The sequence below is a fragment of the Mesorhizobium humile genome (assembly GCF_033977215.1).
GTDB classification, from domain to species: Bacteria; Pseudomonadota; Alphaproteobacteria; order Rhizobiales; family Rhizobiaceae; genus Mesorhizobium; species Mesorhizobium humile.
Map to the genome: position 1 here is coordinate 1 of NZ_JAVIIV010000014.1, position 19,235 is coordinate 19,235.

At 59.1% G+C, this 19,235-nt stretch carries 10 protein-coding genes and 3 pseudogenes; 6 read left to right on the forward strand and 7 right to left on the reverse strand.

Annotated elements, in window-relative coordinates; genetic code table 11:
- Positions 1–881 precede the first annotated feature (881 nt).
- The gene (locus tag RFM52_RS20385) at positions 882–2,042 is read left to right on the forward strand and encodes an MFS transporter (protein WP_320297814.1); all 1,161 of its coding nucleotides are present in this window, start codon (positions 882–884) and stop codon (positions 2,040–2,042) included.
- A 17-nt stretch (positions 2,043–2,059) separates the two neighbouring features.
- On the opposite strand, the gene RFM52_RS20390 is transcribed toward RFM52_RS20385, so the two are convergent.
- The 3 genes and pseudogenes from RFM52_RS20390 to RFM52_RS20400 form a co-directional block, all read right to left on the reverse strand.
- Entirely contained in the window at positions 2,060–3,175 is a 1,116-nt protein-coding gene (locus RFM52_RS20390) for a Fic family protein (protein ID WP_320223106.1), read from the reverse strand.
- A gap of 479 nt (positions 3,176–3,654) precedes the next feature.
- Positions 3,655–3,834 (reverse strand): hypothetical protein, encoded by a 180-nt coding sequence (locus RFM52_RS20395; RefSeq protein WP_320297815.1) that lies wholly within the window; start codon positions 3,832–3,834, stop codon positions 3,655–3,657.
- Positions 3,835–4,721: 887 nt separating this feature from the next.
- Positions 4,722–4,853, reverse strand: a pseudogene (locus tag RFM52_RS20400) (ATP-binding protein); the annotation flags it as partial.
- Between the two features lie 2 nt (positions 4,854–4,855).
- On the opposite strand from RFM52_RS20400, the pseudogene RFM52_RS20405 reads away from it, so the two are divergent.
- A pseudogene (locus tag RFM52_RS20405) lies at positions 4,856–5,140 on the forward strand (IS630 family transposase); the annotation flags it as partial.
- Between the two features lie 25 nt (positions 5,141–5,165).
- Here RFM52_RS20405 and RFM52_RS20410 read toward each other — a convergent pair.
- Together RFM52_RS20410 and RFM52_RS20415 are read right to left on the reverse strand one after the other, a co-directional pair.
- Entirely contained in the window at positions 5,166–7,832 is a 2,667-nt protein-coding gene (locus RFM52_RS20410) for a Ulp1 family isopeptidase (RefSeq protein WP_320297816.1), read from the reverse strand.
- 1,339 nt (positions 7,833–9,171) lie between these two features.
- Positions 9,172–9,852, reverse strand: a complete 681-nt coding sequence (locus RFM52_RS20415; RefSeq protein ID WP_320297817.1) for a hypothetical protein — start codon at positions 9,850–9,852, stop codon at positions 9,172–9,174.
- Between the two features lie 261 nt (positions 9,853–10,113).
- On the opposite strand from RFM52_RS20415, the pseudogene RFM52_RS20420 reads away from it, so the two are divergent.
- A pseudogene (locus RFM52_RS20420) lies at positions 10,114–10,233 on the forward strand (HamA C-terminal domain-containing protein); the annotation flags it as partial.
- Positions 10,220–11,872 carry a DEAD/DEAH box helicase gene (locus RFM52_RS20425; protein WP_320297818.1) on the forward strand — a complete coding sequence of 551 codons (1,653 nt, stop codon included), beginning with the start codon at positions 10,220–10,222 and terminating at the stop codon, positions 11,870–11,872. The pseudogene RFM52_RS20420 and the gene RFM52_RS20425, both read left to right, overlap by 14 nt.
- Positions 11,873–13,840: 1,968 nt before the next feature.
- Here RFM52_RS20425 and RFM52_RS32815 read toward each other — a convergent pair.
- Complete coding sequence (locus RFM52_RS32815) at positions 13,841–14,497, reverse strand: DUF5623 domain-containing protein (protein WP_430700522.1); 657 nt, start codon at positions 14,495–14,497, stop codon at positions 13,841–13,843.
- A gap of 162 nt (positions 14,498–14,659) precedes the next feature.
- Positions 14,660–15,148, reverse strand: coding sequence for a hypothetical protein (locus RFM52_RS20430; RefSeq protein WP_320297820.1), 489 nt, complete (start codon positions 15,146–15,148; stop codon positions 14,660–14,662).
- Between the two features lie 1,455 nt (positions 15,149–16,603).
- Here RFM52_RS20430 and RFM52_RS20435 point away from each other — a divergent pair.
- On the forward strand, positions 16,604–17,146 hold the full coding sequence (locus RFM52_RS20435; RefSeq protein WP_320297821.1) for a DUF6650 family protein: 543 nt from the start codon (positions 16,604–16,606) through the stop codon (positions 17,144–17,146).
- 321 nt (positions 17,147–17,467) lie between these two features.
- Positions 17,468–18,730, forward strand: a complete 1,263-nt coding sequence (locus RFM52_RS20440) for a competence protein CoiA family protein (RefSeq protein ID WP_320297822.1) — start codon at positions 17,468–17,470, stop codon at positions 18,728–18,730.
- Positions 18,731–19,235: the final 505 nt, after the last annotated feature.

Genomic DNA, 19,235 nt, shown 5'->3' on the forward strand with positions numbered 1-19,235 from the left:
AGGCGGAGGTAAGGCCAAGCGCGTCTAAATTGCCGAGAGGCTGGCTCACGTTGCTGGCGATTGATACGAGAAGGAAGATACGTGCTGAGAATGACGCGGGCCGAGCTCACGATCTGGTCTGGTCGAAACCGATGACCGAAATCCCAAGGCAGTATGGCATCAGAGACCGCATGTGGCGCAGACATGCGATGCGTATGAGATCGCTCAGCCGCGTGCCGGCCATTGGCAAGAGAGCACGGCAAGTCGGTGGAAACCGCTGCGCTCGATAACAAGAACCATAGCCTTGTCGAGGCGACTCTGCGAGCAGGGCACGATGCTTTCTCGTTCAACGCCTATAGCTCGGGGAGCCTGAGACAGGGACAAGATCCCAAGGTGGCATAGCGCTTGCTTGCAGCATCAGGGGCATTGAGCTCCAGACTGGAGCGCAGCGCTGTAATGTTTAGAGTCGCCAGGTCAGCCAACCTCGTCATCCTGTGTTCACCGGGGGGTCCCCGGCGAACAGCAAGAACAGACATGATTTCCACACCGAACCGTGCTCGCGGGCGCAGGCATGTGAGGCCGTGGCGAACGGCTAGTGTCGAAAAAAAGCCGCCGGAGTTCTCGCCAAGATTTCCTCAACTTGCGCGGAGGCAATCGGCATCGGCAGCTGATCATGTTTTCGTTTCCTCCACAGTTGCCCATGAGAGAGAAACGTCAGGTCGCCCGAGCCAGAATAGTCCTGTTGACGACCGTCGCTCAGACGCCGCCCGCCTCAACAGCCCGGCCTGTGTTCGAAAAAGGGCCGCCCTCCTTCTTCTGATTCCAGTGTTGCTATGGTGGAGCTCGTGCATCGCGGCCGTCCAGACAATCTCGGTCTTGGACCGTTTTAGCAGGGACGTCCCATGCCGCTGCCAATCCTAGCGCTTGCCATAGCATCCTTCTGCATCGGCACCACCGAATTCGTCATTATGGGCCTGCTGCCGGAGGTCGCGGCCGACCTTGGCGTCTCGATCCCTTCGGCTGGCCTTCTGGTCACCGGCTATGCGCTGGGCGTCGTCTTCGGCGCGCCGATCGTGGCCATGGCGACCGCCCGCCTGCCGCGCAAACCAGTGCTCATCGGCCTCGCCACCCTCTTCGTTATCGGCAACTTCTTCTGCGCCATCGCTCCGAATTATTGGCTGTTGATGGCGGCGCGGGTCTTCACCGCCTTCGGCCACGGCGCCTTCTTCGGCATCGGCTCCGTCGTTGCAGCGAGCCTGGTGCCGCGCAACAAACGGGCGAGCGCGATTGCGCTGATGTTCGCCGGCCTGACGCTGTCCAACATCCTGGGCGTTCCCGCCGGCACGGCGCTGGGCGAAGCCTTCGGCTGGCGCGACACCTTCCTCGCCGTCGTCGGCATCGGCCTCGTCTCGGTCGCGGCCATCGCCTGGCTGGTGCCGTCGGATGTCGCCGAGCCTAGCGGTGGCGGTCTGCTCGGCGAATTGCGCGTGCTCGGCAAGCTGCAGGTCTGGCTGGCGATGCTGATCGCCTCGCTCGCCTCCGCCAGCTTGTTCGCGGTCTTCACTTACATCAAGCCCTATCTCACCGACGTGTCCGGCCTGTCGACGGCGACCGTGACCTGGGTGTTGCTCTTGTTCGGCGCCGGCATGACCATCGGCAACATCATCGGCGGCAGGCTGGCGGACTGGAAGCTGATGCCGACTGTGATCACCACGCTGCTCGCCATGGCCCTGCTGTTCGCCGTCTTCACCGAGTTCGGCGCCATCGCGAGCGTGGCCGTGGCGATCGTCTTCCTGTGGGGCATGCTGATCTTCATCGTCGTGCCGCCGCTGCAGATCCGCGTCGTCGAGGCGGCCGCCGAAGGGCCAAACCTTGCCGCCACGCTCAACCAGGGCGCCTTCAATGTCGGCAATGCCGGCGGCGCCTGGATCGGCGGGCTCGCCATCTCCTGGGGCGTATCCTACGCGAACCTGCCGCTGGTGGGCGCCGCGCTCGCGCTTCTGGCCGTCATGGTGGCCGTGCTGTCGCAGTCGCTCGACCGCCGCGCGGTGGTACAGACTTAGTCATCCGCTGATGGGATCTACGCACGATCGTCACGAATATTCAGCATGTAACGTGTGTGTCGGAGTTCACCGGTTCTTGTCAGCGCACCCTTGGCAACCAGATCGTGCAGGTCCCTTGTCGCCGTGGCGCGCGACGCCTGGGTGATGGCGATATAATTCTCCGCGCTGAGGCCGCCCTTGAAACTGGCGATACCTTCCCGGAACATCCGGGCGACGGCTTTTTCCTGGCGTTCGTTGAACTGCCCCCGATGGTGCTCGTAGAACTTGGCCTTGGCAACGGAGAATTCGACGCGGGCGAGCGTTACGCGCTGCGCTTCTAGGATTGTGCTGGCGAAGTAGATCAGCCAATCGGTGATCGCGTTGTTTTTGTTGCTGGCCTCCAAATGATCGTAATAGGCCTTGCGGCGACGCTCGAGCGTGTAGGCCAGCGCGATGAGGCTCGGCTCGCCCAGATTTTGCGCCAGCGCTTTTTCGCAAAGGGCACGTCCTATGCGGCCGTTGCCGTCTTCGAACGGATGGATGCTCTCGAAATAAAGGTGCGCGATACCGGCGCGCGTCAGCGCGGGAAGCGGAGTCTTGCCCTTGAGCGCGGTATCGTTGAACCAGATGGTGAACGCGTCCATCTCGGCTTTCACGCGCGATGAGGGCGGCGCCTCGAAATGCACTTTGGGTTTGTCCAGCCGGTTAGAGACGATCTGCATGGCATCGGCATGCTGGCGATAGTTGCCGATCGTCTCGATGCGCCGCTCGCCTGACATCACCATCTTGTGCCAGGCATAGAGCGTGCGATGCGAGAGCGGGTTGGCAAAATGCAGATACACGTCGGCCATCATTTCGGCGATGCCCCGCTCGGCGGGCGGGACGCGCCTATTCTCGCCTCCGAGCCCCAGCTGCTGCCGCAAGGATGATTGCAGGCTTTCCCGGTTGAGATACTCACCCTCGATCTCGGATGTCTTCAAGGCCTCTTCACTGATTAGATCGATGCGGATCTGGTCGCGGTCATCGGGGCCAACATGGCGAAACACGCCCAGGAACTCGCCCGATCGCAATAGGAACTCGCTTTCCAGCGGGTCCAATGCCATCTTGTCGTAGGTAAAATGCGGCCAGTCGGCCTGCTCCCAATTCCATACCATGAGCTATAGAGCGCCCTTCTATAACTCATGATAGCGGAAAAAGTGAGCTATAGCAACCTTATCTATGCCTCAGCCGGCGCCCACTAGATGGTCTCCGGCGGCCCCCAGAATTTCGGCACATCGACCGTGAAGAAACCATAATCCTTCGAGGTTCTCATTGGTTCGGAACCATTCATCCAGCTTGCCTGGAACATCAGTTGGGGACTCCGGCTCAAAGGCATGACAGCGGACGCTCGTGGTGAACTATCGCCACTGCCGCGTGAAACGACTCCGATTCAGCCGTTAGACGGAGGGGGTGAAAAAATATGGGGGTTCAAGCACATTCAGAACTTGCGTCCTACCGGGCTGAAACCGGCATAAAAAAGGCAATGCTCGCGTTTCCGCTTACAAAGCCTCCGAGGCGATAAATAGGCGCAACCGGCGGCAACGTCAATAATTCGAGTGGCCGAGGGGGAACGCCTATGAAGACATTCACGCAATCACAGCTGCAAGCAATCGCTGACGCATTTGGCGAGGCCGCCGACGGCCTGACCGGCTTGGAAATCGGACATCTGCTGGCCACGGTCAAGATCGCCGATACCGTTTCCCCAATGACCAAGCGACACAGATCGTACAATGCCTTTGCCAACGACCAGAACAAGCGTGGTGCCCGCACCCATATCATAGCGTTCATCCGCAAGGCCATGAAACCGGAGCGTTCGCGCGAGAGGCCGAACGAATCGAGCCGCACGGGACTTCGTTCAAGCCGAAACAGACAGCCGGATGCGAAACCGCCTCCCGGAGTAAGGAGGTCCCCGCATGAAGGTCGCGTTCTACGCCTGCTACTCATCGGACAATCAGCGAGACGCCTCGATCGAGGATCAATTGGGGTTCTGCCGCCTCCATGCCGAGACGTAAGGCTGGACGGTCGTCGACAGCTATACCGACGGCGCGATCTCCAGCGCGTTGCCGCTCAAGCTGGGCCTGGCGGCTGAATTCTATGCTGCTTGGCTTTCGACAAGCTGACGGATGAGCCTCTGCACATGGCAGGCTTCCGGTCATGTGCCTGCCAGGCAGTCAGGACGAGATCGACTGGTCGGCCTTTGGCATCGACGAGCGCGTGACCTTGGTCGTGAGCCCGCCGGCAGGAACATGAAACATCGTCGTCATCCCTTTTTGCCCTGGCCGCATGTTGGCGAACGCTGACACAGGGAGTCGATCATGATGATCTGGCCGTCGAAAGCCTTGGAAAAAGCGGCGAGCACCCTCCAATGAAGTGAAATTGAGGCCCGGCAGGGCTGGCGGTTCCCACAGCGTTTTGTTCTCTGTGCGTTCCGGTGGCCACGCAATGATTAGCGCAATCTAATATTATGAAAGCGGTCCCTTGGCCATGCGTCGCAGAGCACCTGATAGGTGTTTTACATCTCATGGCTTGAGGTTTTCCAGACCGGAGGCCTCCTTGTGCGTATTTCGCAAAAGCCGGACTGGGATTCCGCTAAGTCGCGGACAGTGTTTCACTAAGTCCCGGACAGTTTGGCGGTGGTGGTCCTCGGGTGCCTGGTTGTCGTCATGGGTGATTGATTTCGCCGTTTTCGGCGCTGGTCAAGAGGGGCGCCGCCTTTTGCTTTCGCATGCTGTCGCCCAGGAGCACGATGCGGTGGGCGTTATGAACAATCCTGTCGAGAATGGCGTCGGCGACTGCACCTTAAGGTGCGTGCCTGGCTCAACCACCATCAGCGCTTCACCTTCCACTTCACCCCCACGTCTTGCTCCTGGCTCAACGCTGTCGAGGGCTTCTTCGCCAAGCTGTCGAAGCGACGCCTCAAGCGAGGCGTCTTTCATTCTGTCATCGACCTGCAGGCGCCCATCAACCGCTTCCTCGCAGAGCACAATCGACAACCCAAACCCTTCACCTGGACCGCCGACCCCGACAAAATCATCGCCGCCGTCAAACGTGGGCACCAAGTGTTAGATTCAATCCACTAGCCTCAATCTGCCAGCAGATCCTACATCAGCCCCGTAGTCGGTTTTGCAGTGCCTGCCGATCGACGACAAGATTGTCGAGGTGCAGCATGGCTGGCCGCCGCCTTTGCGCCAATCGCCTGACCAGCGCCCGCGTGCCGTCGAGCACGAAGACCCCGCAATCATAGCCATTGCGCTGCTGGGTCATGCGGACTGTCTCCACGCGGGCTCCCAGCCGTTGTGCGAGCAGTGCTGCGGGCTGGTCGTTGTGCCGCCGGGCGGAGTCGTAATGATACGCAACCGGCCTTGCCCGCTCGCGTCGGTCAACCAGCAGTAGTGACCAGTGGGTGCCGCGGCGGTCAGGATCCGTAGCGCTGGCATCGTTGACAGGCAGGAACAGGAAGTCGGCTGTATCGTTGCCATTGTGATCATAGACGATGCGCTGGAAAGCCCTGAGCACGACGCTGTCGGAGCCCAGGCGCAGATGGTAATGAGCTACCAGGGGATCGACGAGCCGCGTTCGGACGGCGAGATCTGGATTGTCCCTCTGCAGCTCCTGCGCCAGCAGTTCGTAATCTCCCTGGATATGCACATCGCCGAGCCATTCCCTGGCGCCGAGCGCCCGTCCGCTGCGGTGAGACGAGGCTTGCGGATTGAGCGCCCCAACCTGAGCATCGGAGGCTGTACCCAGAAACGGCTCATAGTGAGCATCATCACGCAACTCGGCCGGTGTGGACGGCAAATCGACCAAGGACTCAAGACCGCGGTAGATATCTGATGACCGAGCTGACGCGGACGGCTGAGTTGGCCCCATATCCTGATCCGACTGCGACGACGGCCCTGACCAGGGGCGGTCCCAACCGGCAGGTCTCTGCCATCCGGCTTGGTCCACCTCCTGCCAAAGCTGCGACTGATCATAGCTTTCATGGGAGGCGGCGCTTTCCCCCCGCCCAGCGTGGTCCACCTCCTGCGATGACCAGGAAGAGGTCCAACCGGCAGGTCTCTGCCATCCGGCTTGGTCCACCTCCTGCCAAAGCTGCGACTGATCATAGCTTTCCTGGGAGGCGGCGCTTTCCCCCCGCCCAGCGTGGTCCACCTCCTGCGATGACCAGGAAGAGGTCCATCCTGCTGGTCCCTGGCCCGCGGCTTGGTCCACGTCGAGCCAAAGCCGCGACTGATCGTAACTTTCCACTTGCGATGCGGCGCGTTCGTTCGAATGCGACGACAGCCCCGACGACGGACGGTCCCACCCGGCAGGCCCGTGGCCTCCTGCCTCGTCCGCGTCACGCCAAAGCTGCGACTGATCGTAACTGTCGGTTTGCGAACCGGCAGGTTCCCGCCCGCTTGCCTGCTCAAGGGACAACCCCAGCGCAGCGTTCGCCTCGACGACTTGTAAGTATTGCCCGAGCCTTGTGAGACTCACGGTGCTTTGTCCTTTAGCGTTGGTGTAAGTCTTGAAATCGGCTTTCAACGATCGCTTCTGCTGATCGCTGCCGTTGATACGGTTCACTATGCTCCCCCTACCCTCCTTTTGGAGCCAATCACTAAACCCGCGTTGCGCGCTAGCAATATTTCCGATCACGTTTTTTTGTCGGGCGGTGGCGTCCGACCCGAGCCTCATCAGCTCCTCGTTGGCAAACCCTTCGATGATGCGGGCGTCGTCGGGATATGGATGATACCTGCTGATCGATTGGATCCCGGTCGTGGTCCCATCGCTTGCGTACTGCCGAAACCGTTCGAGACTTACGGCGGTTTGTGCCTTGGTCTTGTCGAACTCCTTGTGATCTGCTTTCAACGAACGTTGCTGCTGATCGCTGCCGTTGATCCGGCTCGCTATGCTCCCCCTACCCTCCTTTTGGAGCCAATCACTAAACCTGCGTAGCTCCCAAGCAATTTTCGCGACTGCTTGTCTCTGCTGGCGAGTCGAGTCGTTTCCGAGCTTGCTCACTTGCTCCTTGGCCAGGCCATCGATGACGCTGGCGTCATCTGGATACGGATGAAGCTTGGTCGATTGACTCTCAGCCCCTAGGTACTGCCGAATCTGATCCAGTCGAGCGCCTTGCTGTCCTGTGGCTTTGCTGAAGTCCTTTAAATCTGCCTTCAACGACTTTTGCTGCTGATCGGTGCCGTTGATTCGGCTCACGATGCTCTCCCTGGCCTCCCTTTGGAGCCAATCGCTAAACCTCCGTTGCTTGGAAGCCATGGCTGAGGCGGGGTTGCTCTCTTTGCGAGTTGGACGGGGCCCCAGCTTGCTTAGCTCTTGTTTGAGTAGGCCATCGATGATGAGAGCGTCGTCGGGATGAGGATTCGCTGACTGGCGCCCCATCAGGCGGGGCCCAGTGCCAGCTGATTGGATTACTTGGCCGTCAGGCGAAAGCCTCCGGAGATGAGACATTGCCGACCTGAGGCGGTCACGATGGTCCATTCCGAGTGCGATGTACTCATCGACGTCGTTGGCCAGCGACCTTGGCTCGTTAAGAAGCCGAGGAGCCATCGGCTTCTTGTTCTCTTCTCGCAGCCAACGAGCAAAGCTCGCAAGAGCCGCCTTATTATCCTTGATGGTCGGAGCGGGAACCTTTCCGGCCCCTCGGCCGATGGTGCCGTCGGGAACAACTTCGTACGCTTGCACTGTTTCCTTAAACAGTTCGATGAGGCGCTCGTCTTGGGGATACATGTCCCCGCTGGCGGAAGAGCGACTGCGTTTGGCGAAATCCATGCGAAGCTCTGTAGGGACAAATTTCGACCCCGAACCGCCCGACGACTTTTTGCTTCCGAAGGTTTTTCCGATCTCTGATTTGAAACGCGACCACAAACCGCGGCTTTTGTCATCCCTGGTGGGCGCAGCCAGCGGTTCAAACGAGGCAGTGTAGCGCGTGCTACTGAACAACCTGTCATGTAACCCAGACTGCGACACCTCTGCAGGGGAGCTGTCAAAGTGAGCGCGAGGCTGGTCTAGGCTGTGGCGCGCGTTGCCGAACCGATCATCCCGCAGGTTCCGTGTCATAGCGCGATTGTCAGTGTGGAGACTCCTTCTATGGACCTCTGCGGCTGGGCTGTCTGGCGAACTGGCCTCAGCGGAGCTCGTACCAGAGGAACCGAGTTGCAATTGGCTTAGGTGCTGCTCGAAACCACTGTGATCCTCAGACGTGCCGTGTGGCTGTTCCGTCCGCTGCCGCTCTTGCAGGGCAGCGTATTCGCGCATCCAACCCTCGGTATTGAACCATCCGCTATTGTGGGATTCCATGTATGCTCCTGTTTCCGAGTTCGCAGATTATTCGAACATTTCCAGAATTTCTGACCGGCTTGTTAAGTCTGTCGCGAGGCCGTCTGAGAATAGCGTTGAAGTAGCGTTTCTTCTGTTCATCGATACCAGCCAGGTATTCATTGCAAGCGTTCGATCGACTCAAGCGCCGCTTCGACGACTTGCCCGTTCAACAAATCTTGCCCGTTCAACAAATCAGTTTGTTAACAGGGTTAGCTGTCGAGAGACTTACGGGTCCTGCCGCAAAAAATTCAGGGCGAGCCAGAGCGGAGGGCCGCATTTGTTTCCCAGCCGCTTCGCGACTGAAGCAGCCGTCGCAGACTTTGATAACGTTCGTTATTGGTGCGCGAGATCGCCCCTTCTGGCCAGCGGGCGCGCCTCACGTGGAAGCCGGCCCGACTAGTCTCGGCCACACGCTTTGGGATGCTGAGTCACTGCAGACAGCTGCCGATTTGGCAGAACTGGGCACCCGTCTCATACCGACCAGACCCAGCCGCGCGACAACTTCCGCAAGGGGCTCGACCGGTTCAAGGCCCTCCCCGGTGTGCCGGCCGGATCCAACCCACGGCACGCGGCAAGCGAAATCCACGGCGTGTTTCATGAAGTTCCAGCGGGAAACCGGGCTGTCCGGATGCCCTACCCGCCAAAGTCCTGCCTACAGCAAACGGCGGGAATGGTCACTTGCTGACATCGGGCTGGCATGGAATGCATACTACCGCCAACGGTAGCAGGCGATCCGCCTAGGCATTCATGTCGGCCCACTTACGGTGTGAGGAACTGGCATGGGGGGCTGTTAAAGTTCCTGTTCGTTGGCGGTGTGCCAAGCGTACTCGCGCGGCTCACGCCCTCGCCGCCGGTCCAACACGCCTAGAAGATCAGTTACCACGCAATAGGCTTCGTGCAGCACGTGTTCAAAATAGACCTCCTCGGGTTCTTCCTTTCCGGTCGTGGGGGCATTGAGCCGGATCATCATCTGTGGGACACCGCCAAAACGCCCCTTTCCGTACCTGCCCAGTCCATAACCCATCGGCTTTGAAATCGCCTGATCCGACGATGACACCAGCGGCTTGTGCTTGACAAGTTCGGCATGCTTGTTCGCCTTCGCTAGGTCTCGGATGAGCCGAAATGCGTCGCAACCATCTGCAATCCGCTGGCGGAAGTAGCTGTCATTTCGCTGATCGGATGACATTGCTGTCGTGAAGACGACGCCTTGACCGTTTGTTTCATCGAAGTCTGTGATGTCGATATCTTTTTCGACGACTTTGCCATTCGAGTTCTGGCTTCGTCTAACGTAGCGCCCCCCGAGGAAGTCGAACGGGTCGATGTTGTTCTGCGTGGCTTCCGCATAGATATGCGCTACCAGAGAATCAACGACAGCAACGGCAAGAAAGGCGCACCGCCTGTTACCGAAATCGGCGTCAAATTCCTTTAGGGTCGGCTCGACGATTTCGTCATGAAAGTCTCTTGCATTCATCCTGCGGCCTGCATCTTCGTGCGGGCCACTGCTGCCCGGGGACCAGGTCCACCTCGTGGAATCTGATAGCTGGTGAACAGACCCGGCTCTGGTCATCCTGCGAACGAGCTTGTTGTATACCAGCCGATCTCTTCTTTTTGCCGGTTACTAAACCGTTATCATGGCTGTCGATTGTCGAACGTTAGCCCCGCACGAAACGACCTTTATCGATATCTCCCGGAGGGGGAGCGCCGCACTGGGCCAAGGTGGATACGACGGAGCGAGGATCTCGACGCAACAGGGAGCAACCGGGACCAGTACGTCGTGAACATTCACGTCGAAGACCACCAGGACTTCATCGCGGAAATGTACCAAGAGGCTGAAGATCTTGGAGACGATTGACGAACTGACCACTTTCCTGGCGGCCGCGACCGTCGATGGCGTGCTCGGGCGTCTGCTCTATCGCGGTGCGGCTTGGTCCCTCATGCGCGAGGAGGGCGTGCTGCCGCCGAATGCGCCACCACTCGGGGCGACAATCGAAACCGATCTTGCCGAACACGGATTCGCACTGCTTCGAGGCGCAATGGCTCTCCGTGCTCAAGCTGGCGCGTCGGATCTTACCAACAGAGCCTTCGAGCGCGCAGCCAACGTGTTCGAGGATCTGGTGCGCAACGGCGACGCCGAGTCACCCGACCGCGGTTTCCGCCGCACCATCGCCGCCGCAGCTTACCACCTAGCCGGTTTCTCAGCCGTCGCTTATTCGCTCTTCAACGAAACGACGGACGACCTCAACGCGTCGCCGGGCGAAATGGCGATCCGACATCTGATTCTGCGCGATCTTAGCCAGTTGCGCAGCTTCGTACGCAAGTGGTTGGATGACGAAGCGCACGGCGACGAGCAGCTTGCCGAGGCGCTAGCGGACGAAGAGCCTGACATTGACGAAGTTGTGTCAACAATCCTCAACACAACGATCTGCCGCGCTCTGGCGTACTTTGACTTCGCGCTTGAGACGGGCGAGTCCGAGCCGATCGAGATCGCGCGGGAAATGCTTGGCACCGCGGTAAGCCTGGCGGACAACGCGGAGAATGTTCCGCTGTGGTGGATCACGAACCTGTGCCGTCATCTCATCGACGACCTTTGGCAGCACTCATTGCACCAGAACCTGCCGACTGAGCCACCCGAGGGGGCAGAGGAGAAATACCCGGACTTGCGTCGGCTGTTTATCGCGTCGCTCTACGCTGGCAAGACGTCCGAGGTGGAGCTATGGCCATCACAGCGCGAAGCGGCCCGGCGTTCCACGGACCTCACCGACGACCTTGTTGTTGCCCTGCCGACCAGCGCTGGCAAGACGCGGGTGGCTGAGATCGCGGCCTTGATGACCTTATCGTCCGCGCGCCGAGTACTGATCGTTACGCCATTGCGGGCCTTGTCCGCACAGACGGAGCGCTCCTTCAGAAAGACCTTTGCGCCGCTCGGGTTCAGCGTCTCCTCGCTTTATGGCGCTAGTGGGCTTTCGGCTGACGATGAAGACGCCTTGCGTTCCCGGGAGATCATCATCGCCACGCCAGAGAAGCTCGACTTCGCGCTGCGAAGCGACCCCTCCCTGATTGATGATGTCGGCCTGATCGTCCTCGACGAAGGTCACATGATCGGCCCTAGCGAGCGCGAAATCCGCTACGAGACACTGGTGCAACGCCTGCTCCGGCGCGTGGACGCAGGCGAACGCCGGATCGTCTGTTCTCCGCTATCCTGCCGAGCGGCGATGAACTTAACGATCTTACCGCATGGATACGCTCCGATGAACCCGGCGAGCCGGTGCGTTCCGACTGGCGCCCCACGCGGCAGCGGTTCGGCGCGCTCACTTGGCGAGGTAAGGATGCGTTGCTCCGGCTCGATCTCGACGACGGTGGTCCGTTTCTCGACAAATTCGTCGAGCAGAAACCAGCGCGAGGGAGAGAGAAGAACCCCTACCCTCGCAAGAACTCGCATCTTGCCTTGTTCGCGGCATTGGAGTTTGCAAGCCAGGGCAAGCGGACTCTGATCTTCTCCACCCAGGCGAATTGGGTAGAGAGCTACGGCAAGCAAGTTGTGGACCTCTGCAGGCGCGGCTATCTGGACTCGCTGCTGGAGAATGAGGCGTCGATCGCTCGGGCCTTGGAGATCGGCAAGGAGTGGCTGGGCCAAGACCATCCCGCCGTCGCTTGTTTGAAGCAGGGCGTCGCGATCCATCATGGCCGGTTGCCGAGCCCGTTCTTGCGCGAGCTAGAAGTCCTCTTGTCCGAGGGGATTCTGAAGGTCATTGTCGCTTCTCCCACGCTCTCGCAGGGTCTCAATCTCAACGCAGCTGTGCTCTTGGTGCCTGCGTTGTATCGGGCGGCGGAGAAGATCAAAGGCGAGGAGTTCGCGAACGTTGCCGGGCGCGCTGGGCGCGCTTTCGTCGATGTGGAAGGCCTTATCGTCCACGTCATGTTCGACAACGTCGACTGGCGAAAGAAGGAATGGAAGAAGCTCGTCGCTTCCGCAAAGGCCCGAACGCTGAAAAGCGGCCTCATCCAGATCGTCGCTGAGATTCTTGAACGGCTGTCGCGCGAGGGTGTTCTGGATCGTGATGATGCTTGGGAATACCTCGCCAATGCTCGCGAAGCCTGGAGGTCGCCCGAGGAAGAAGCTGCGGTAGCCGATCGCCTAGCTGCCGGCGCCGAATACGACGCTGACGGTGAAGACGGCGAAGACGACGAGGATGACGAGGATGACGAGGATGACGAAGAGGAGACTATCGACGAGGAGCCACTTTCGCAAATCGTCGAACGCCTCGATGCGACCGTCTTCGGGCTGATTGAAGCACTCGATTCTGATCGCGCCGACTTGCCCAAGCTCCTGGACGAGGCGCTCAAGGGATCGCTATGGGCCCGCCAGATCGCCCGCGAAGACGAAGACGTGGCCCCGCTGCACAACAAAGTGTTCGAAGCACGCGCCGATCTCATTTGGAAGAATACCACGGCGCAGGCGCGGCGTGGACATTTCGCCATGGGCGTCGGCCTTGAGGCTGGCCTCACCATCGACGCCATGGCCGACCAGCTGGCTGAACTGCTCGATCGTGGCGATGCCGCAGCGCTCAGTGGTGACATCGAGGAACTTGTCGACGCCCTCGCTGGCCTCGGCGAACGCCTGCTGTTCATGCGGCCCTTCATTCCCGACAAAGCGAACGCGCTCCCGGCAAACTGGAAAGCCATCCTGCGCAGCTGGGTGTCTGGAGAGGATGTTGCCAAAATCGGACCTCAGAACATGCGGGCCGTCGAAGAGGCCTTTACCTATCGTTTGGTCTGGGCGTTGGAAGCTGTTCGTACCCGCCGTATGTCCCTTGGTTGGTCGCCAGAGACAGTGGTGGGCGGAGCGGCCGCGGCGATCGAAACCGGCGTCCCGCAATTCATGATGTCGATGCTGATCCGAGCGGGTCTTCCGTCGCGGCGAGCGGCGATGGCGGCGATCGAGGATGCCAAGCCGGCCTTCGTCATGGCAGCCGAGATGCGTGCGTGGCTCAAATCTGACGAGATCACAGCCTACACCGATGCAGGCGACTGGCCGACCCCTGAGACTGCCGCACTCTGGGCGCGCTTCCGCACTGAAGCTCTTAGCGGCGCTATCCAAAAGTGGTCGATCAAACGGTATAGGCGCCTACTCGACATCGCGGCTGCCCCGCCTGCCGGCCTCTATCGGATCGTTACCGACGAGGGCGATGGTCGGACATGGCTGACGACGCCCGACTACCAACGCGTCGCCCCCTTTAGGAAACCGGCGGTCGATCCCAAACCCAGGCTCTTTTCGGGTCGCCTACCAGGCAACACGCGGCTGGTGAGAGCCTTGCGCGTCGGTCGGGGGAAACTGACCTGGCCGCAGGCCGATGCATAGACCCTTACCGCGTTGAATTGCTGAAATCCAATTCGCGGTTGGCTCATAAGGATGAAATGAAAAGCGGGCAGCGTGCGATTTGCACGCTGCCGCCAGAGCTTCAATTACCCGTTGGCTTCATTTTCTTAATCAGGGATATCGACATCTCAATGCGATGGAGCTGCCGGCGAAGTGGGGCGCAGTTCGAATATGCCCTCTGGAGTTCCGCCTTTAGCTCGCCAAGCATCCATATGACACCTTCTCGCGATTTCGCTTTTTCAAGGTGGTCTTTGTTTGCGACCGTATCCCCATAGTAGACTTGGAAAAACTCGGGACCGTCGAGCCCTCCTCGACGTTTTTCAAGGTTCAACCAGTCCTCCAATGTGGAGCGCACAGGGCTTAGGCGATTCCAGACTCCGCCGGACCGATAGCGCGACATCAACACTGCTTTGATGATGCTCCCTGCCTCAAGATGTCTGGAGACGCCAAGTTCACCGACCGGCCGACGCCCGGTCGCGCCGAGTTGGTAGGAGTAGGGTACGGAAGTGGCGCTGGCACTCGGATAGACCATACCGCGGCACCTAGCTCGGCGCATATCTTGGACCGTCTTGGCCAACGGGCTCACGAACGTATCCCACGACGGAGACGATTCCCCGGCCCAATTCTCAGCAACCAAAGGAGCCGGCATGGCGTCGATTTTTCCAACAACGGCGTCCAAATCATAGCCAAATCTGGCGTCCGTAGCAACGTAGAGGTCGCAATCGTAAGGGCTGTACATTCCTGGCCAAGCAGTCTTCACGAGCTTCCAGCCCGTGCGAGCGGCCCAAGCGGCCCGCTTAATCTCGTCAGGGGCGTTCCCGTAGGGTTCGTCGACTAAAATGAATTGGCCACTGTTAGGGTCGATCCAAGCGGAGGCATGATCCCTATTTGGCAGTTTTTCTTAGGGCAGAATTTTAGGGTCAGCTTCGGAACTTCGGGGATGACGCAACCCGGTATATTCCATGAAGCGGATCGAACGCTCTGCCTTGCATAGACGCTCGCGGGCATACACCTGCGAGGGAGCCAGGGCATCGCAGACGAAATGGTCATCCGCGACCATCCGAAGGTTGCCGAACCCTCGGACCTTCTTAAGGGCATATCTCCCACAGATTTTCAGAATTGATCGCGAAAGTTCGACCTTTAGGGTCTCGCGCCCGCCGGCATCTTTCTGCTCGTCATCGCACCAATAAATGCTTAGCAGAACGTACGGACGTGGGGCTTCCTCGTGTCTTTGGGCAAGTAAGCGTTGGGCGTTCCGAAAATTCGCGCAACTTGCTGCCTGAGCCGCAAGATCGAGCGCTATTGCATGCTTAATCCCGTGTTCCTTGCGCAGTTGCGCAGCGAGACTTTTTATACCTTTGAGCGTCGTAGGACGCACACCAGTCAACATAGTCATTCTCCTGGCTTGATCCGCAAGCGTCACTCGCCAACCGCCTATCAAGCCCGAATGAGTGTTGAAAGGTTTGCAGAGAATATGGGCAGTGCTGCCAGCAGCTTCGGGGACCTAGCTTTCTGGAGCGTCCGTGGTTCATTGTGAGGGACGACCGCCTCGACCAAAGCCCCTCGGTAGCCGGCGCGAGAGGCCCGTTACCCCATCTGGCGGCCTTGGAATGAAACTACTGCGAGATTTCCCTCCTTATCAAACAGCGTAGTACCGCACCGTCCCGTTGCCTCATCTAGCAAGGCTGACCGCGTAGTGCGAAGGGCATTTGTCAGGGCGTAGCTAAATTCTTCGTCGTTCCAGTCTCGGAAAATTCGGACTTCCTCAGTACCCGGTAGGACACCTCTAGAATAGGGGGCCACTCTAACTTGATCCACTTGGAGAGCCTCTGGGCTCTCGGCGGTCACGTAGAAATGTGTAGCATCTCGCAATGCCGCCTTGTAATGCACCCGAGCCGCCAGCTCTCTGAATTGTGTGCGGGATACCGTTGACCCGGCGAGGTTGAAGGGTCCTAGCGGCCCGACCTCCATTTGCAGCCCACCATCGCTAACGAAACAAACCCCCAACTGCCCGGCCATTACAGCCACGGACTGCCCAAAGATGTTCGTTGATAAATCGAAGCAGTCTTCTCCTCCGTCGGCAATCTTGAAGTGGTAAAGCGAGAACGGTAGGTCACCGTGCAGACACCGGAATACGGTCGGCTTGCGAGCGCTTTGCATCAGGAAGTGGCAATGATGCAGTTCCTCTATAAATTCTGAGGAGACAATCGGCCCGCTCTCCGGCCTCGCGCGGTCAAAGAGCAGGCTAGTTTCCTTGACAAGTAGGCCGATGAGTATCTTTGCCAGCCAACGCCCGACCACCATCTTTTCGGTGATGGATTGAAGTGTTCCATGTCGAAAGATCGGCTGAACGGCACTCTCTATCCTTGATAGGAAGCCCGTATTGCAGTCTACGCAACAGGGCACCGTTAAGTGTCGATATTGTATCAAGCTTTGGTTGATAAGGGTAAGGCGCTGATTGGCTAGCTTGAACTGCCTTTGCAACCACTGCGGAACGACATGTTCGCCGCGCCCTGAGCTGGGTGGGCCTCCACATGCGAAACACTGGCGACGGGAAATGCTGTTCTCTGAGACGGCTCTCGCTGAGTCCTCAAGAATGTATGACATGTTCCCCTGCCCCCTAGAACAACGACCTTTGGGCAGGCGTTTGTTGTGGAAACTTGATCTGAGTGGACGGCTTCTCGACAATCGCCAGGGCGTCTTGGCTGCTCGTGATGTTGTAGAGATTGCACATTTTAGTCAAGGTGCCCGGCTAGGCGCGGGTGTCAAGGCTCATCGGGTGGTCTTTTCTTTTTGTCCCGCCGCGTCGATCATGCGGGCAGGAATCAGCAGGGGGTAAGTCGAGATGCCAAGTGTCCGGCGCAGCTTCGACGCCATCCGAAGCAGGCTAACTGGGATCGGCTTTCTTGGCCTAAGCACAAGCTGGAATCCACCGCCGGCACAGAGAACCGTAATATTGCGACTCTTCAACTTTTTGGAAAATCGGCGCGTGCTCTTCGTGCCGATGCACTTCGAGGTGCCCGGCGACGTCGATCGGTCGGTGATCCAAATCCGGAATGAGCTTACAGAAATCCTGAACCAGCTTCCTGAGAACTCCGGGGTCGCCCGTCGTGTTCGGCATCTGCGCACCGCGAGCCGTCACTTTCTGGAGGACGCGCCTCCAGACTATCGAAACATTGCATTTCGCCTTCGCGATCATTACGGGCAGCCGCCTGTCAGCCCGCACCATCACAGTGAAGAACGTATCCTAGCGCCTGGCTATTTTGTCGCTTTGGGGGAACTACGGGCTACATTCGGATTGCAGCTCTCCGCGCTGGCCGCCGAATTTGAGATTGATGTTGAGGAAGACCTTGCCTCTATCTTCCCCATCGGTCTCGACAGTCCGTAGCGGCCAGATGATGGCGTGCCTTTTTCGCTTCGCTGTCAGGAGTCCGCGCCTCAAAGCGTGTAGAAGCGCACAACCTTGTGTCGGTGATGATACCATTCCCGCAACAAGGATTGAGTCGCGATGCTGACCGACGATTTGCCTGATCTCAGAAGAACAGTAAGGGGAGCGTTAATCCTTCCAGCTCCTGGTGTCGTATCTAGTAGTGATCTAGTCGCTATGCGGGAAGACCAATGGCGGACACTTCGGAACCGGATATCGGATGGCCACAACGGAGACCCCAACGGTCTCAAAGCCGTCTGTATGTTTCCTGGATGCGGCGGGTTGGTCTATGTGTCCGAAAGGCCGAAAGGCACCCGCCGCTTTCCCTACTTCGCGCATCGCCAGGGAGAAGGCGCCGGATGCCCTTGGCACCCTGCCTCCAAACTTACTCCAGATGAAGCCCGCGCGGCGCAATACAAGGGCAACCAGGTGTCTGCCGCCCATGAATTCCTGTGCGCGGAGCTAGCTCGTCTAGTGAGGCTGGACGCTCGGTTCCAGGCGGTCGAAATCGATAGGACCTACATTGCCGGAGACGATGGGCAGGGTGGGCGCTACCCCGATGTCCGCTTCCATTGGAAGGGCTTCCCGGAATGCGTCTGCGAAGTCCAGCTCTCCAACACGTTCCAGCCAGAGATATCCGAACGGGGGATATTCTATGAGGGCAAGGGGATGCCGCTGGTCTGGATACTGCACGGAGTCGAGCCGCGCCTGGAGAATCTTCCGTCTTCCTTCCGGGATGTGATCCTACGGCACAAGAACAATGCCTTCGCGTTGGATCAGGAAGCGGTCACGGCATCGGAACGCGAGAAGACCCTGGTCCTGAAGTGCTTCCTGCTCAAAGCCGGGGCCGTTGTGGAAACTCATCTGGTCCGCTTCGACGCCCTTACGTTTCCCAAAAGGGGGCTGCCCTACTACCGCAACATGCTCCTGCCCGACATTGAGGCATTTCGCGCCCGGAGACGCCCATGGATTGATGCCTTGAAGGAGTTGAAGGCAGAAACGGACGGGAACTGGTATGCCGACCATATGGCGTTGCCTAAGGTGGTGGAGGCGTTCAACACCTTGCCGTTGGCCCCGGAAAGCCCCGAGGCTCGCTACAACTTTGCCCGTCTGGTGGCGATCACGATGACGCTCCTCCACGAGGCTGGAGGGCGCTACCAGGACCTTGTATATCGTCAGATGCCGAATGCTACGGCGGCCCTCAATACCTTCCTTTCACGCGGAGGTCCCCAGCAACGGTGCGCTGACGTGCTACGGATGCTGATCGATAGGACAGCCCTAGCCAACATACTCAGATTCACGGTGAAGCAGCACATCGTAAAGGCGATAGCCCTTGAGCCGGACCAGCAAGTGCAGCCGCACCATCCCTTCTATGACAGTCTGTCCTGGCTCGTTCCCGAAGTCTTTAACGATGCAGTGCGGGAGGAACTGGAACAGAGCGGGACTCTGCCGGGATGGGCGTCCGCAGTACCGGTGGCAGTTACTTCGCAGTTTGGCAGTCTTGATCGCTCGCGTCATAGCAAAGTAAACGAGGGCTGCGAGTGACTGGCGTTGGGGATTAAAGCCGTGCTTTCGGAAGAAGAAAAAACGCGATTGTTTTCACTTGCTGCAACTGACGGGGATCGGCAGCTTCTTGTGGCAGCCTTGCAGAGTGACGGCAAGGCAGAATCCGCACATAGGCTCTTCGAACTCCTCGCCCAGTATCCGAGAGGGCCACGAGTTGCTGATGGCTGAGGCGCTGCGGGCCGGTGTTCAGAAGACCCTGCCAGGCCTCCCAGGTGTCGAGCCTCTTGTCGCGCCCCCCTTGTCCCGCGCTCCAAGGGACTTTGTGAACTCCTGGCTTCCGCCTATCCCAGAGGCCCGCAGCTACAGCAAATCGTCGCGCCGATCCCAGAGACGCTGGGGATTCGGAACTTGCCTTGCCAAACGTCAGAGCCGTTGCGCTTGGATAGACCCCTCATTCTCCACCGAATTCCCGCCATACCAGAGCACATTCCCATAACAGTCCGCACAGGCGGAAGCCACGGAAAACTCTAAGTTTTGATGCTGC

What these genes read in the sequence shown, in the direction of transcription:
- RFM52_RS20385 (WP_320297814.1), top strand. Translation starts at nt 882, where the DNA reads ATGCCGCTGCCAATCCTAGCGCTTGCCATAGCATCCTTCTGCATCGGC.
- RFM52_RS20390 (WP_320223106.1), bottom strand. Translation starts at nt 3,175, where the DNA reads ATGGTATGGAATTGGGAGCAGGCCGACTGGCCGCATTTTACCTACGAC.
- RFM52_RS20395 (WP_320297815.1), bottom strand. Translation starts at nt 3,834, where the DNA reads ATGGGTGCGGGCACCACGCTTGTTCTGGTCGTTGGCAAAGGCATTGTA.
- RFM52_RS20410 (WP_320297816.1), bottom strand. Translation starts at nt 7,832, where the DNA reads ATGGATTTCGCCAAACGCAGTCGCTCTTCCGCCAGCGGGGACATGTAT.
- RFM52_RS20415 (WP_320297817.1), bottom strand. Translation starts at nt 9,852, where the DNA reads ATGAATGCAAGAGACTTTCATGACGAAATCGTCGAGCCGACCCTAAAG.
- RFM52_RS32815 (WP_430700522.1), bottom strand. Translation starts at nt 14,497, where the DNA reads ATGTACAGCCCTTACGATTGCGACCTCTACGTTGCTACGGACGCCAGA.
- RFM52_RS20430 (WP_320297820.1), bottom strand. Translation starts at nt 15,148, where the DNA reads ATGTTGACTGGTGTGCGTCCTACGACGCTCAAAGGTATAAAAAGTCTC.
- RFM52_RS20435 (WP_320297821.1), top strand. Translation starts at nt 16,604, where the DNA reads ATGCCAAGTGTCCGGCGCAGCTTCGACGCCATCCGAAGCAGGCTAACT.